14 protein-coding genes are annotated in these 15,394 nt (G+C 59.6%); 10 read left to right on the top strand and 4 right to left on the bottom strand.

The genetic code is table 11. From position 1 onward, the window contains the following. The first annotated feature begins 3 nt into the window (after positions 1–3). The 7 genes from pqqC (at position 4) to AC1MEE_RS12415 (ending at position 7,423) form a co-directional block, all read left to right on the top strand. A complete protein-coding gene (gene pqqC / locus AC1MEE_RS12445; RefSeq protein WP_480415629.1) occupies positions 4–756 on the top strand; it encodes a pyrroloquinoline-quinone synthase PqqC in 753 nt (250 codons plus the stop codon). Then, positions 753–1,031: a pyrroloquinoline quinone biosynthesis peptide chaperone PqqD gene (gene pqqD / locus AC1MEE_RS12440; protein ID WP_480415628.1), complete on the top strand. Its 279-nt coding sequence runs from the start codon at positions 753–755 to the stop codon at positions 1,029–1,031. The genes pqqC and pqqD overlap by 4 nt, the downstream gene beginning before the upstream one ends. Beyond that, positions 1,003–2,148, top strand: coding sequence for a pyrroloquinoline quinone biosynthesis protein PqqE (gene pqqE / locus AC1MEE_RS12435; protein WP_480415627.1), 1,146 nt, complete (start codon positions 1,003–1,005; stop codon positions 2,146–2,148). The genes pqqD and pqqE overlap by 29 nt, the downstream gene beginning before the upstream one ends. Before the next feature lie 78 nt (positions 2,149–2,226). Next, complete coding sequence (ercA, locus tag AC1MEE_RS12430; RefSeq protein ID WP_480415626.1) at positions 2,227–3,390, top strand: alcohol dehydrogenase-like regulatory protein ErcA; 1,164 nt, start codon at positions 2,227–2,229, stop codon at positions 3,388–3,390. Beyond that, a complete protein-coding gene (locus AC1MEE_RS12425; RefSeq protein ID WP_480415625.1) occupies positions 3,374–5,104 on the top strand; it encodes a PAS domain-containing hybrid sensor histidine kinase/response regulator in 1,731 nt (576 codons plus the stop codon). Before ercA ends, AC1MEE_RS12425 begins: the two co-directional genes overlap by 17 nt. Positions 5,105–5,467: 363 nt before the next feature. Further along, a complete protein-coding gene (locus AC1MEE_RS12420) occupies positions 5,468–6,466 on the top strand; it encodes a response regulator (RefSeq protein WP_480415624.1) in 999 nt (332 codons plus the stop codon). Between the two features lie 3 nt (positions 6,467–6,469). After that, positions 6,470–7,423, top strand: a complete 954-nt coding sequence (locus AC1MEE_RS12415; RefSeq protein WP_480415623.1) for a sensor domain-containing diguanylate cyclase — start codon at positions 6,470–6,472, stop codon at positions 7,421–7,423. A 233-nt stretch (positions 7,424–7,656) separates the two neighbouring features. On the opposite strand, the gene AC1MEE_RS12410 is transcribed toward AC1MEE_RS12415, so the two are convergent. The 4 genes from AC1MEE_RS12410 to AC1MEE_RS12395 form a co-directional block, all read right to left on the bottom strand. Next, the gene (locus tag AC1MEE_RS12410) at positions 7,657–8,685 is read right to left on the bottom strand and encodes an SIS domain-containing protein (protein ID WP_480415622.1); all 1,029 of its coding nucleotides are present in this window, start codon (positions 8,683–8,685) and stop codon (positions 7,657–7,659) included. 23 nt (positions 8,686–8,708) lie between these two features. Further along, the gene (locus AC1MEE_RS12405) at positions 8,709–9,950 is read right to left on the bottom strand and encodes an NAD(P)/FAD-dependent oxidoreductase (RefSeq protein WP_480415621.1); all 1,242 of its coding nucleotides are present in this window, start codon (positions 9,948–9,950) and stop codon (positions 8,709–8,711) included. Between the two features lie 137 nt (positions 9,951–10,087). Further along, positions 10,088–10,471, bottom strand: coding sequence for a cupin domain-containing protein (locus AC1MEE_RS12400; protein WP_480415620.1), 384 nt, complete (start codon positions 10,469–10,471; stop codon positions 10,088–10,090). A 51-nt stretch (positions 10,472–10,522) separates the two neighbouring features. Continuing rightward, positions 10,523–12,559 carry an oxidoreductase gene (locus AC1MEE_RS12395; RefSeq protein ID WP_480415619.1) on the bottom strand — a complete coding sequence of 679 codons (2,037 nt, stop codon included), beginning with the start codon at positions 12,557–12,559 and terminating at the stop codon, positions 10,523–10,525. Between the two features lie 135 nt (positions 12,560–12,694). Here AC1MEE_RS12395 and AC1MEE_RS12390 point away from each other — a divergent pair, with 135 nt between their 5' ends. Genes AC1MEE_RS12390 through AC1MEE_RS12380 form a run of 3 tightly spaced genes read left to right on the top strand, consistent with a single transcriptional unit; the run spans position 12,695 to position 15,274 of the window. Next, positions 12,695–13,354, top strand: coding sequence for a TetR/AcrR family transcriptional regulator (locus AC1MEE_RS12390; protein ID WP_480415618.1), 660 nt, complete (start codon positions 12,695–12,697; stop codon positions 13,352–13,354). A gap of 40 nt (positions 13,355–13,394) precedes the next feature. Then, positions 13,395–14,246 carry a pyrroline-5-carboxylate reductase family protein gene (locus AC1MEE_RS12385; protein WP_480415617.1) on the top strand — a complete coding sequence of 284 codons (852 nt, stop codon included), beginning with the start codon at positions 13,395–13,397 and terminating at the stop codon, positions 14,244–14,246. 26 nt (positions 14,247–14,272) lie between these two features. Next, the gene (locus AC1MEE_RS12380) at positions 14,273–15,274 is read left to right on the top strand and encodes an ABC transporter substrate-binding protein (RefSeq protein ID WP_480415616.1); all 1,002 of its coding nucleotides are present in this window, start codon (positions 14,273–14,275) and stop codon (positions 15,272–15,274) included. Positions 15,275–15,394: the final 120 nt, after the last annotated feature.

The following is a 15,394-nucleotide window of genomic DNA, read 5'->3' as shown; positions in this document are numbered from 1 at the left end:
GGCATGCACCAGACCGTGATGAGCCCGGCCGCGTTCGAACAGGCGCTGATCGCCAAGGGCGCTTATTACCACATCCATCATCCCTACCATCAGGCCATGTACACCGGCCGCGCCAGCCGCGAGCAGATCCAGGGCTGGGTCGCCAACCGGTTCTACTATCAGGTCAACATTCCGCTCAAGGATGCTGCCATTCTGGCCAATTGCCCGGATCGGGAAACCCGGCGCCTGTGGTTGCAACGCATCCTCGACCACGACGGCGCACCGGGTGAAGAGGGCGGCATCGAAGCCTGGCTGCGCTTGGGCGAGGCGGTCGGCCTGGACCGCGAACAGATTCTGTCTCAGGAGCTGGTATTGCCCGGTGTGCGCTTTGCCGTGGACGCCTACGTCAATTTCGCCCGCCGCGCCGGATGGCAGGACGCCGCCAGCAGTTCACTGACCGAGTTGTTCGCGCCGCAGATCCATCAATCGCGTCTCGACGCCTGGCCGAAACACTATCCCTGGATCGAGGCCAGTGGTTACGACTACTTCCGCCTGCGGCTGAGCCAGGCCCGCCGAGATGTCGAACATGGCCTGCGCATTACCCTCGAACATTGCCAGACCCTTGAGCGGCAGCAGCGCATGCTGGAAATCCTGCAATTCAAACTGGATGTGCTGTGGAGCATGCTCGACGCCATGAGCATGGCCTATCAACTGGATCGCGCGCCTTATCACACGGTCACCGCCGAGCGCGTCTGGCATCGGGGCATTGCCCTGTGAGTACGATCAAGCGCGAGAGCATCCCGACACTCAGGCGCGGCTTTCGCCTGCAATGGGAACCGCGCCAGGGGTGTCATGTGCTGCTTTACCCGGAAGGCATGGTCACCCTCAACGACAGCGCCAGCGTCATTCTCGGCAAGGTCGATGGTCAACGCAGCGCGAACCTGATTATCGAGCAACTGTGCGCAGGTTTTCCCGACACTCCCGGGGTCGATGAAGACATCCTGGCCTTTCTAGAGGTAGCCCATGCCCAGCATTGGATTGAATTCAGCTAACCCGCCCGGCCCGCCGCTCTGGCTGCTGGCGGAATTGACGTACCGCTGCCCGTTGCAGTGCCCGTATTGCTCCAACCCGCTGGATTTTGCCCAGCAGGGTGCGGAGTTGAGCACCGCCGAGTGGATCGACGTGTTCCGCCAGGCGCGGGACATGGGCGCAGCGCAGCTGGGCTTTTCCGGTGGCGAGCCGCTGGTGCGTCAGGACCTGGCAGAGCTAATCAAGGCCGCGCGGGACATGGGTTATTACACCAACCTGATTACCTCCGGCATCGGCCTGACCGAGCAGAAAGTCGCTGATTTCAAGAAGGTCGGGCTGGACCATATCCAGATCAGTTTTCAGGCCGCCGACGAAGAGGTCAACAACATGCTCGCCGGCTCGAAAAAAGCCTTCGCGCAGAAGCTGGCGATGGCGCGTGCGGTCAAAGCCCATGGCTACCCGATGGTCCTGAACTTCGTCACCCATCGGCATAACATCGACCGGATCGAGCGGATTATCGATCTGTGCCTGGAGCTTGAGGCGGACTTCGTCGAGCTGGCCACCTGTCAGTTCTACGGCTGGGCCGAACTCAACCGCGCGGGCCTGTTGCCAACCCGGGAACAACTGGAGCGAGCCGAACGCATCACCAATGAGTACCGCGCGCGGCTGGCACTCGATAATCACCCCTGCAAGCTGATCTTCGTCACCCCGGACTACTACGAAGAGCGTCCGAAGACCTGCATGAATGGCTGGGCCAATCTGTTTCTCGACATCACCCCCGATGGCACCGCGTTGCCGTGCCACAGCGCAAGACAGCTGCCGGTGCAGTTCCCGAACGTGCGTGAACACAGCATCAGCCACATTTGGAATGAGTCGTTCGGTTTCAATCGTTTTCGCGGCGATGACTGGATGCTTGAGCCATGTCGGTCCTGCGACGAAAAGCACAAGGACCTCGGTGGCTGCCGCTGCCAGGCCTTCATGCTGACCGGAGATGCGAGCAATGCCGACCCGGTGTGCAGCAAATCGGAGCACCACGGCAAAATCCTCGCCGCCCGGCTGGAAGCGGAACAACCGATGACAGGCATGGAAGACCTGACATACCGCAATGAAAAGGCTTCCCGACTGATCTTCAAGGCGTAAGCAAATGGTCTGATTGCATTCGTACCAAGATGGGTTAGGCTGGCGCCCATCTCCGATAACAACAAAAACAGGCTTTATATGAGCCACACCATCAGTCAGTTGCGTAAATTCGTTTCTCCGGAAATCATTTTCGGCGCCGGCAGTCGCCACAGCGTGGGCAACTACGCGAAAACCTTTGGTGCCCGTAAAGTTCTGGTGGTAACCGACCCCGGTGTGATCGCCGCCGGTTGGGTGGCCGATATCGAGGCCAGCCTGAAAGCGCTGGACATCGAATACTGCCTGTACAGCGATGTCTCTCCCAACCCGCGGGTGGAGGAAGTGATGCGCGGTGCCGAGCTCTATCGCGAAAACCACTGCGACGTGATTGTCGCGGTGGGCGGTGGCAGCCCGATGGACTGCGGCAAGGCCATCGGCATCGTTGTCGCGCACGGGCGCAGCATTCTCGAGTTCGAAGGCGTAGACACCATTCGGGTGCCGAGCCCACCGTTGATCTTGATCCCGACCACGGCTGGAACCTCAGCTGACGTCTCGCAATTCGTAATCATTTCCAACCAGCAGGAACGAATGAAGTTCTCCATCGTCAGCAAGGCGGTGGTGCCTGACGTGTCGCTTATCGACCCGGAAACCACGCTGAGCATGGATCCGTTCCTTTCGGCCTGTACCGGTATCGATGCGCTGGTGCACGCCATTGAAGCCTTCGTTTCCACCGGCCACGGTCCACTGACCGATCCCCATGCGCTGGAGGCCATGCGCCTGATCAATGGCAACCTGGTGCAGATGATCGCCAATCCTGCCGACATCGCGTTGCGCGAAAAAATCATGCTCGGCAGCATGCAGGCCGGGCTGGCGTTCTCCAACGCGATTCTCGGTGCGGTGCATGCGATGTCCCACAGCCTGGGCGGTTACCTCGACTTGCCCCATGGCCTGTGTAACGCGGTGCTGGTCGAGCATGTGGTGGCGTTCAATTACAATTCGGCACCGGAGCGCTTCAAGGTGATCGCCGAGACCTTCGGCATCGACTGCCGTGGCCTCAATCATCGGCAGATCTGCCAGCGACTGGTGGCGCATCTGATTGCCCTCAAACACTCCATGGGCTTCCATGAAACCCTGAGCCTGCATGGCGTCAGCATGGCGGATATTCCGTTTCTGTCGCAGCATGCAATGGATGATCCGTGCATCCTCACCAACCCGCGCGCGTCCAGCCAGCGCGACGTTGAGGTGGTCTATGGCGAAGCCCTCTGAAGACCAGCAGCGAGCTCTCGCGGGTCTGCTGGGTCTGGGCAATCATTCCGCGCGCAAGAGCCACTACCCGGAACTGGCGGCGCGCCTTGACGAGCTGGAAACCGAGCGCAACCGCTACAAATGGTTGTTCGAGCATGCGGTTCACGGGGTTTTTCAGGCAAGCCTGCAAGAAGGGCTGCGCGCGGCCAACCCGGCATTGGCGCGAATGCTCGGCTACGACGATCCGCAGGAGGTGTTGTTTTCCCTGACAGACCTGGCCAGCAACCTGTTCGTTGGCGGTTCAGCGGAGTTGGCGACCATTGGCGAAGTGCTGCAACGCGAGCGCAGCCTGCTGGGCTATGAGACCCAGTTGCGGCGCAAAGACGGCAGCCATCTCGATGTGTTGATGAACCTGTTGCTCAAACCTGATCAGGACGGCCTGGTTGAAGGTTTCGTTGCCGACATCACTGAACGCAAATTGGCCCAACAGCACTTGCAGCAGCTCAACGATGAACTGGAGCAGCGCGTCACCGCCCGTACCGATGAGTTGCTGGAAGCAAACCGCAACCTGCAGCAGCAGATCGCTGAACGAGAACAGATCGAATCGGCATTGCGCGATGCCCGGGACGCCGCTCAAGCCGCTAATCGCAGCAAAGACAAATACCTTGCGGCCGCCAGCCATGATCTGTTGCAACCGCTGAATGCCGCGCGTTTGCTGGTCTCCACGTTACGTGAGCGGCAACTGCCGGTGGCGGAGCAGGTGTTGGTGGAGCGGACCCATCAGGCGTTGGAAGGCGCCGAAGACCTGCTGACGGATCTGCTGGATATTTCCAAACTGGATCAGGCCGCCGTCAAACCCGACATCGAGCTGTATCGACTCGACGAGCTGCTGGCGCCACTGGCATCGGAGTTTCAATCGGTGGCCGAAGCCGCCGGATTGAACCTGCGGGCGCGGATCGGCGACTTTGCGATACGCACCGATCTACGCCTGTTGACGCGGATTATGCGCAACTTTCTCAGCAACGCCTGTCGCTATACCGCTCAGGGCAGCATCCTGCTGGGCGCGCGGCGGCGTGGCGAGTTCCTGCGTCTTGAAGTCTGGGACACTGGGCGCGGCATCGCCGAAGACCGCCTGGATTCGATTTTTCTGGAGTTCAATCAGTTGGATGTCGGTCGTGCCGCTGACCGCAAAGGCGTGGGCCTGGGGCTGGCGATCGTTGAACGCATCGCCAAAATCCTCGGCTATCGGGTTCAGGTGCGTTCGCAACCGGGGCGGGGTTCGCTGTTTTGCATCGAAGTCCCTTTATCGCGCGAAGTACCATTGCCAGTCAGCGTCGTGGTGCAACAGCATCCCGGTGCCGGCAACCCTCTGCCGGGGCGCCGTCTGCTGGTGGTGGACAATGAACTGAGCATCCTCGATAGCATGGCTGCACTGCTCGGCCAGTGGGGCTGCGAGGTCTTGACGGCCACCGATCAGGTCAGCGCGCTGGCGGTGCTGCAAGGACAGGCGCCAGAATTGATTCTCGCGGACTTTCACCTCGACCACGGCGTCACTGGCTGCGAGGTGGTAAAGCACTTGCGCGAGCATTTCGCTCAACCCATCCCGGCCGTGATGATCACCGCCGACCGTAGCGATCAGTGTCGCCGGTCATTGCAAAAACTGGGTGCGCCGCTGCTGAACAAGCCGGTAAAACCCGGAAAATTACGGGCGGTGTTGAGTCAGTTGCTGGGTTAGTCCATCCTTACCGGCCGCGAGCACAAAGATTGCATAAGAAATCGCCGCCGGACTCTAGGGTCTGTTGACGTTTGGTGACGACCGCGACGGAGGCCCATTTGGCGCAGGGCAAGGCGCGAGGAACGCGGTTTGGTTGTTCCAAATAAGTTCCGAGTAACGCAGCCCTGCGCCAAATGGGCCCCGTCCCTTCGGGTTGCGCGCCAACGTGCGCGAGGCTGCGTTGCGGGATTTGCCAAGGGAACAACCATTAGCGGCATCCCGCGCCTTGCCTCGCACACGTTGGCATCGCAACGCGGTTCGCCACCAAACGTCAACAGACCCTAGGCTCAGGCCTGACACTCTTTTGCAGTGAGAAACAACACAATGCCCATGATTCCCCTGCTGATATGCGACGACTCCAATATGGCGCGCAAACAGCTGTTGAGGGCCCTGCCTACCGATTGGGGCGTGTCGGTGACCCTGGCGGCCAATGGCATGGAGGCACTCGAGGCCATTCGTCAGGGGTTGGGGCAGGTGGTGCTGCTGGACCTGACGATGCCGGAAATGGACGGGTATCAGGTACTGGCTGCGGTGCGTGCGGAAAATTTGCAAGCGCAGATCATCGTTGTTTCCGGCGATGTGCAGACGCAAGCGATACAGCGCGTCCTCGAACTGGGGGCGTTGGCCTTCCTGAAAAAGCCTGCCGATCCCGACGAACTCAAAAAAACTCTCGACAACCTTGGCCTGCTGGGCAAGCCTCAGACCGCTATTGCCGTCGCACGGGCTGTCCTTGAGCCGGCGACCAGCTTTCAGGATGCGTTTCGCGAAACCATCAACGTCGCCATGGGGCGCGCGGGGGCGTTGCTGGCCCGTGTGCTGGGTGTGTTCGTCCAGTTACCGCTGCCGAATGTAAACATGCTGGAGGTGGGCGAATTGCACATGGCGTTGGCCGACGCGCAAAGCGGCGAGCAACTGACGGCGGTCTGTCAGGGGTATATCGGCGGCGGCATTGCTGGCGAAGCGCTGCTGATTTTTCACGGCTCCGAAATCGCCGATATGGCGCAGTTGATGCAGCGGGATTCGGCCGAGTATTCCGATATGGAAATGCTCCTGGATTTGTCGACGATTCTAATCGGCGCCTGCTTGAGCGGAATCGCCGAGCAGATTGACGTGGTATTTTCCCAGGGACATCCGCAAGTGCTCGGCGAGCAGGGGGGGATCGAAGAGTTGATCCGGACCAACCAGCAGCGTTGGAAGAAGACCCTGGCGGTGGAAATCAGCTACAGCCTGGAAGGCCACAATATACATTTCGATCTGTTGATGTTGTTCACCGAAGACTCGGTAGAGCGGCTTTCAAAAAAACTCGCCTACCTGATGAGCTGAACCATGAACGATCGCATTGACATCAAAGAGCTTCATTGGCTGCTGGCTATCGTGCAGAGCATCGACGTGGGTGTCGTGGTGCTCGACCGGGATTACCGGGTGCAGGTCTGGAATACCTTCATGGAAAACCGTTCTGGCGTGGTGCCGAACGTGGCTAACAACCAATCGTTTTTCACGCTGTTCCCCGAGGTCAATCAGGCATGGTTTCGCAAGAAGGTCGACAGTGTGGTGACCCTTGGCACGCCGGCCTTCACTATCTGGGAACAACGACCTTATCTGGTGCACTTCAAGAACTACCAGCCGATCACCGGCCAGGAAGACTTCATGTACCAGAACACCACCCTGTTTCCGCTGCGCTCGACCGACAGCGAGATTGGTCACATTTGCCTGGTGATCTACGACGTGACCGACGTAGCCACCCAAAGGCACCAGTTGCAGGCGGCCAATGGTCAGTTGCAGACGTTATCGAACACCGACCGGCTGACCGGCTTGTACAACCGTGGCCACTGGGAAGAGGCGCTCAAACTCGAATACGCCCGATACTGTCGTTATGACACGCCCATGACGCTGATCATGTTCGACATCGATCACTTCAAGCGCGTCAACGACACCTACGGTCATCAGGCGGGCGACAAGGTGATCCAGCGCGTCGCGGAGACCGTGCGCGAACATGTCCGCGATGTCGATATCGCCGGCCGCTATGGTGGGGAAGAGTTCGCGGTATTGTTGCCAGGCACCCGCCAGGCCGGGGGCATGATCTTCGCCGAACGTCTGCGCAAGGCAGTTGAAGAGCAAGAAGTCATACATGACGGGCAGCGGATTCGCTGCACCATCAGCCTCGGCGTTGCGGATCTGAGCCAGCCGACACCCGACTACAAACACCTGATTGAATGGGCCGACCAGGCGTTGTACGTCTCGAAGGAAACGGGCCGCAATCGGGTGTCGGGGCATGAGTAGGCGGGGGTGTCGTAGGATCAACGCCTACAGGTGATTCGTGATCGCCTTAAATCCTTGGTTTTAAAAGATTATTTTCGGACATACCGGATCAATTGTGGGAGCGAATTCATTCGCGAATACGGTCTGTCAGGCGCCCACGATGCTGGATGTGCCGACGCCTTCGCGAATGAATTCGCTCCCACAGGATTGCGGTGTGTCTGACGGAGCGCGTCAAGCCATTCTGCTCCCACAACCTAGCGCGTCTCCGTCACCTTTTTCAGGAAGCGTGGTTGATCAGGGTTTCTGCCGCGTGCGGCTGCCAGGGCTTCGGCCATCAAATAGAAGCCCTGAATCATTGTCAGCGGTTCGAGCAGTGGATCGTCGGTCGGCACACTCGGCAAGTAGGCGAAGGGATTGCCACGAGGCGCGACCACGAGCACCTGAGCACCGCGTGCCCGCATCTCATCAGCGAAGACCAGCGTTCCAGCCTGTTCAGGACCCGAAGGGGCGAAGACCAACACCGGATAACCTTCTTCAATGATTTCCATTGGACCGTGCTTGACCTCGGCGCTGGAGAACGCTTCAGCCTGGATGCCTGAGGTTTCCTTGAGCTTGAGCGCGGCTTCCTGGGCGATCGGCAGGGCAGGGCCGCGTCCGATGACGATCATTTTGTCGACGTGGGCAAGCACCTTCACAGCGGCGGACCAATCCTCGTTTTGCGCGTCGGCCATCTGCCGGGGCAGCGTCTGCAGTGCGGCTGTCAGCCCCGAAGCCATGCCCAGTTTGTCGCCCAGATAGCCGACGGTCTGGGCGGCGGCCATGAGCATCGCCACATAGCTTTTGGTCGCGGCCACGCTTTGCTCAAGCCCGGCGGGCAGCAGGATGTGTGTGTCGGTGGCTTGCGCCAGCGCCGAGTCGGCGGTGTTGACGAAAGCAGCGGTCACCGCGCCGCGTTGTTTCAGGTAGCGCACACTGGCGATCAGGTCGGGACTCTTGCCGGACTGGGACAGCGCCGCCACCCAGCACTTGTTCAGGCGTAACGGCGGCGTGTGCAGGCTGACCAGGGACAGCGCGATGGAAAGGCTCGGAATGCCGATCTGGCTCATCATCACGTGGGCGAACCAGGCCGCGGCGTGGTCCGAACTACCACGGGCGACGGTGATCATCAGGTCTGGCAGATCATCCGCCAGTTGCTGCGCCAACGTCTGGATGGCCGAGTCGTCGTCCAGCATGCGCTGAAGCATCGTGGGAATGGAGCGGGTTTCATTCAACATCAATGACATGACGAGATACCTGACTCCAGCGATCAGTGGAAGCGCTCGGCGCTGTAGGGCGAAGGGTCGGTAAACGGCATGGCACCGGTCATCATCTCGGCCAGCAGACGGCCGCTGACCGGACCCAGGGTCAGGCCGTGGTGAGCGTGGCCGAAGTTGAACCACAATCCCGGGTGGCGGCTGGCCGGGCCGATCACCGGGCGCATGTCCGGCAGACACGGCCGGCGACCAAGCCAGGGTTCGGCATCGAGACGTTCGCCCAGGGGGTAGAAGTTTCGTGCCAGTTCTTCGCAGCGACGCAGCTGGATTTCATTGATCGGGTCGTCGCTGTCGGCGAACTCGATCCCGGTGGTCAGGCGAATGCCACGGACCATCGGCGCCAGGACATAACCGCCCACCGAGTCGAGAATCGGGCGATGCATAGCGGTGCCGGGTTTGGCCGCGTAGTGCATGTGGTAGCCGCGCTTGATCGCCAGCGGAATTCGGTAACCCAATGGCTCGAAAATGCCGCTGGCCTGAGGACCGAGGGCAACCACGGCTTCGTTGGCGATGATCAGGCCCTGTTCGCTCTGCACCTCCCATTTGCCGTCGCGCTGGCGTAGGGTCAAGGCATCACCGAGGACGAAGATACCGCCGCGCTTTTTGAACAGTTCGGCGTAACCCCGGGTCAATCCGCCCGGATCGCTGACGGTCTTGGGATCAAGCCAGTGAATGCCGCCGACGACGCTGGCATGCAACCCCGGTTCGCGCTCATGTACTTGCTGTTGATCGAGCACTTCATAGTTCAACGCGTATTCCTTGAGTGCCAACGCCTCTTCCTTGGCCTTGTCGAATGCGGCTTGATCACGGAAGGCTTCGATCCAGCCATCGCCTTGAATCAGGCCGGTCATGCCCGCCGGTTCCGCCAGCAGCTCATGTTCGATGACGCAACGCTCTATCAGCGGCCGCATGGCGCGGGTCGCGGCAGCCAGTCCCTTGGGCCCTGAGTGGCGCCAGTATTGCAGCAGCCATGGACCGGACTTGCGCAGATAACACAGGCTGTAGCGCACATCCGATTGCTGGTTGAGGGCGTAGCGCAGCAGGCTCGACAGCTGACGCGGGAACGCATAGGGAATCACGCTGGCCCGCTCGATCAGCCCGGCGTTGCCATGGCTGGTGCCATTACCCGGTTGGTCGCGGTCGAGCAACACCACTTTGCGGCCGCGGGCCTGCAGGTGGAGCGCGGTACTGACGCCGACAATACCGGCGCCGAGAACGATGGTTTCGCAATGCATGGGTAAATCCTTCTGATCCAAGGACTGCGAGTGGGTCGGGGTAGCAGTCGAGGCTGACCTTGTCGAGAATGACCTTAGCATTGTGCTGCGCGCCATGCGCAGTTTGGATTCGTCTATGGGCGTTAAGTCTGACCCGGTTAACGGCGGGTATAAATCACCAGCACAATGGCGCCTTGTGCGGAGCCCGCGGTATGCGCTGCATTGGGCGCCCGGCAGCAGTAGTCGCCGACGTTCAGGGTCCGGTCCTGATCAGAAAATGAACCCTCAAGCACGAACAGTTGCTCCAGCTCGCCTTCATGGGTGTGGCTGGTGACGTAGGCGCCGGGATCGATTTTCATCAATAAGGTCTTTTCGCCGCGACTGGCCTCTTCGAAGAGCGGCTTGATCCAGAAGCCCTCGGTCTCGGTGGCTTGCCATTCTTCCGTTGTCGCGCAGTAATAACGAGAACCCTGGATGGGGCCCTGAATGCCGGTCACCCCGGAAATTTTCCATGAGGGGACGTCGCTCTCTTCAATGGTCACGTTTCATTCTCCTTTATCGATGTCGCGTTGCAACCGGGATGCCCGCGTCATTCACAGGTCCTTGACCAGCCGTAGCGCGTCATAAATGGCGGCATGGGTATTGCGCGCCGACACAGCGTCACCAATGCGGAACAGCTGGAATGTACCCTCCGGGTGGGTCACCACATTCTGCGGATTGCCAAGGATCAGATCCTGTTGCTCAACGACACCGCCATTGCTGGAAGCGGCTTTCAACTCGAAATACAAGTCGTCCAGTGGTCGGGTGCCGTGATTGACCACCACCTGATCGACATGCCGGGTCTTGCGCGCACCGCCGTAGTCGCTGTCGATGGTCGCCAAAAGCCCCTGGCCTTCGCGCTCGACGGCGTGCAGGCGGAAGGTCACGGTGAAGGTGGTGTCGAGGGCTTGTAGCGAGCGCATGTACGGCACCAGGTTCATCGCCATGACTTCGGGGGCGAAGGTACGATCCGGGGTCATGATTTCGACTTTGGCGCCGCTTCTGGCGATGAACTCAGCCGCTTGCAGGGCGGCGTGATCGCCTGCGTCATCGAACAGCAAGACATTGGTTCCAGGCTTTACGTCACCTGAAATGATGTCCCAGGCCGAGACGACCAAGTCGTTGCCGGCGGACAGGATGTCGGTGTGAGGCAGACCACCCGTGGCGATGATGACCACGTCCGGATGTTCATCGTGGATGTTGCTGGCTTCCGCCCAGGTATTGAAATGAAAAATGACGCCTCGGGCCATACACTGAGCCATGCGCCATTCGACGATGCTGATCATTTCGCGTCGCCGCTCTGATCGCGCGGTGAGTCGAACCTGCCCACCGGCCTGATCGGCCGCTTCGAAAACCACCACCGAGTGACCCCGCTCAGCGGCCACCCGTGCCGCCTCCAGACCGGCAACCCCGGCCCCGACGATGACGATCTTGCGTTTGATTGTGGCCTTGGGGATCTCATGGGGCATCGTGGTTTCACGCCCAGTGGCGGCGTTGTGAATGCAATAGGCCGCGCCGCCTTGATAGATCCGGTCCAGACAGTAGTTGGCGCCGACGCAGGGGCGAATATCGTCTTCGCGGCCCTCGATGATCTTGCGCACGATGTGCGGGTCGGTCATGTGGGCGCGGGTCATGCCGACCATGTCGATTTTGCCTGAGGCGATGGCGTAGCGGGCGGTGGCGACATCCGGGATCTTCGCCGCATGAAACGTGGGGAAATCGGTTGCCGCGCGGATTTCTCCAGCGAAGTCCAGGTGCGGAGAGTTGCGCATGCCTTGAATGGGGATGACATCGGTCAGGCCCGCGTCGGTGTCGATATGGCCGCGAATGACATTGAGGAAGTCCACCATTCCGCTGTCCTTCAGGCGTCGGGAAATGTCCAGGCCGTCGGCCTTGGACAGCCCGCCCGGCAAGTCTTCATCGCCGGTGTAACGCACACCGACAATGAACTCATTGCCGACGCGTTTGCGGATGGCGCTGAGGATTTCGAAGGTAAAGCGCAGCCGGTTATCGATGGAGCCGCCATACGGGGCATCGAGGTGGTTGGTCAGCGGTGACCAGAACTGGTCCATCAAGTGCCCATAGGCTTGCAATTCGATGCCGTCCAGGCCCGCCGCCTTCATTCGTTCCGCAGCGTCGGCATAGTCTTTGATGATGCGCTCGACGTCCCAATCTTCCATCTTCTTCGGAAAGGAGCGGTGCGACGCTTCGCGCTCGAAAGAAGGCGACACCACGGGCAGCCAGTCGCCTTTGTCCCAGCGCGTCCGGCGACCCAGGTGGGTCAACTGGATCATCACCGCTGCGCCATGTTCGTGACAGGCATCGGTCAGGTCCTTCATCCAGCCGACCACTTCATCCTTGTACGCCAGGATGTTGTTGAACACTGGCGGGCTGTCACGGGACACGGCGGCGGAACCTGCGGTCATGGTCAGGGCGACCCCGGCCTTCGCCCGTTCCACGTGGTAGGCGCGGTAGAGCTCTTTGGGCATGCCATCCACCGGGTATGCGGGCTCGTGGGCGGTGGTCATGATCCGGTTTCTGAGGGTCAGATGTTTCAACTGGTAGGGTTGGAGGAGCGGATCATTAAGCATCGTCAGAACTCTCCGGGAGGGACATCGGGCTACGGTTGAAATGACGTTAGAGTGAAATGTACACCTGTGTCAACAGAGTAGACATAGGTGTACATTTTACTTGCACGGCCTCCGACAACCCGCTAGGATCGGGCCATGAAAGAACAAACCAAAACAGTAGAAACAGGCTGGAGAGGGTCGCTGGAAGGGTGGCTCGACGCAGCGTATGAAAGCCTGACGGAGTGCGGTGTCGACACGGTGCGGGTGATGCCGCTGGCGAAAAAGCTGGGGCTGTCGAGAACCAGCTTCTACTGGTTTTTCAAGGATCGCGAAGAGTTGCTCGCGGCACTGATCGAGCGCTGGCGGGTGAAAAACACCGGCAACTTGATTGCTCAGACCGAGTGTTATGCCGAAAGCATCGCGGAGGCGATGTTGAACGTTTTCGACTGCTGGTTGAATCCGGACCTGTTCGATTCACAGTTCGAGTTTGCCATGCGCAGCTGGGCGTTGCAGTCAGCTGAAGTGGCTGAGCATATCCGGGTGGCCGACATTGCCCGGCGCGAAGCACTGATTCAGATGTTCGTGCGCTTTGGCTATGAGTTTGACGCAGCGGATGTGCGGGCACGCACGATTTACCTGACGCAGATTGGTTATATCAGCACCAACACCCGAGAAGATGTGGCGGAAAGAATGCGGCGTATTCCCGAGTACGTGAAGATCTTTACGGGTCAGGAGCCGCAAGCGCGGGAGTTGAAACGCTTCTTTTCCCGTCATGGGTATGGGGTGGAAGAAGCCCCTCCATTGCAGCCTGATTGAGTGACTGACGGCGACGTCTGATTAACAAAGGCAGGTTCACATGTTGAGCGAACCCACGATAGGCATTATCGGTGGATCGGGATGGCTTGGCCGCTCGATTGCCCGGGCGATGTTGGACATGGCCTTCATCAAGGCTGAGTCGTTGATCCTTTCAAGTCGCACTGGAGCCAGTCCTTTCTCGACGAGTCCCGGCTCCGAGGTGATGCTGACACGCGATAACCAGGCGCTGGTGGACCGGTCGGATGTGGTCGTTGTGTCAGTGCGTCCGGAGCAGTTTCCGGACCTGAAGATCAACGCTGAAAATACCCTGGTGATCTCGCTGATGGCGGGAGTCTCTCTGCGCGACGTCGCGGCGCATACGGGGAGTCATCAGGTGATTCGGGCCATGCCCAATGCCGCTGCACAGATCGGAAAATCCTATACGCCATGGCTGGCCATGGACAGTGTCACACCCGAGCAGAAAGCCTTTACCCAGCGCCTGTTCGAGACCTGTGGAGCGGCGGATGAAGTGTTCACCGAACAGCACCTCAATTATCTGACGGCCCTGGTCGGAACCGGCCCGGCTTATCCGGCGCTGCTGGCCCGGGCCATGCTCGACCACGCGCTGGCCAGCGGTTTGCCTGTGTCGATAGCCAATCGCGCGGTGAAAGCGGTGGTGGTGGACGCCAGTCAACTGATCGGGGGCAGTCGTTCCCTCGATAAGCTTTTACAGACGCTGATCGATTACCGGGGCGTTACGGCGGCAGCTCTCGAAGTCATGATCGCCGAAGGTTTCAATAAAACAATAAAAGCAGGTCTGGATTCAGCGGTGTTAGCCGCCTGTTCGATGAATCCTCTTTCCCTTACTGCTGACACAAAGAAGGTCAATGAAGCGGGCGTTGATCATTCTTAACTTTGCCGCAATCGAGGTTAGCGTTTATGAATATAAAGTTTTTCTCGAAGACGGGACTTGCACTGGGAGTCTTGGCATTCAGTACGTGGGCTTCAGCCTCGGAGTGTGGCGATGTGACGATTGCCAACATGAATTGGCAGTCTGCTGAAGTCATGGCCAATGTCGACAAGTTGATTCTTAACGCAGGCTACGGCTGTAACGCCGATCTGGTGACGGGGGATACGGTTCCGACCATCACCTCCATGGTCGAAAAGGGCCGGCCCGATATCGCGCCGGAAGGCTGGATCGACCTGGTTCCGGAGGTCGCCAAGACCGGTATGCAGAGCGGCAAACTGGTCCAGGCGGCGCGTTCGTTGTCCGATGGTGGCTCGCAAGGCTGGTGGATTCCGAAATACATCGCCGACGCTCACCCGGACATCAAGAGTTTCGATGATGTAAAGAAACACCCCGAACTGTTCCCGGCGCCTGACGATGCGAAAAAAGGTGCGATCTACAACGGTCCCCAAGGCTGGGGCGGCACCGTGGTGACCAGCCAGTTCTATAAGGCTTACGGGTTCGAGAAAGCCGGCTTTGTTCTAGTGGATACCGGCTCGGCTGCGGCGCTTGATGGTTCCATCGCCAAAGCCTATGAGCGCAAGGCTCCCTGGTTGGGCTTTTACTGGGCACCCACTGCCTTGTTGGGCAAGTATCCGATGGTCAAGCTGGACAATGGCATCGCCGTCGATCCCGTGGAATGGAAACGTTGCAATACGGTCGCGGACTGTCCCGATCCCAAGCCTAACGGCTGGCCGCTGGATCGGGTCTTTACCCTGACCACCAAGACCTTCGCCGCTCGTTCTCCGACTGTCATGGCGTACCTGAACAAGCGGGCCTGGTCCAATGAAACGGTGAACCGCCTGATTGCCTGGATGACCGACAACCAGGCAACCGGAGAGGAAGGGGCCAAGTACTTCCTTAAAAACAACGAAGCACTCTGGAGTCAGTGGGTAACCCCTGAAGCGACAGGCAAGATCAAGGCTTCGCTTTAACCCCTGGGGTCTGTTTACGTTTGGGGCAATGCAGCTCGTCGCAGCGAGCTACATTGCTCCTGGTGCAGATAACAATAAAAACACCCATGTATTGAAATGACTGCCAGCGTTCTTACGGTC

The sequence above is a fragment of the Pseudomonas sp. ASL3 genome, from assembly GCF_056680425.1.
Note: the sequence above shows the minus strand (reverse complement) of the source record. Positions and strands in the feature narration are given on the sequence as shown.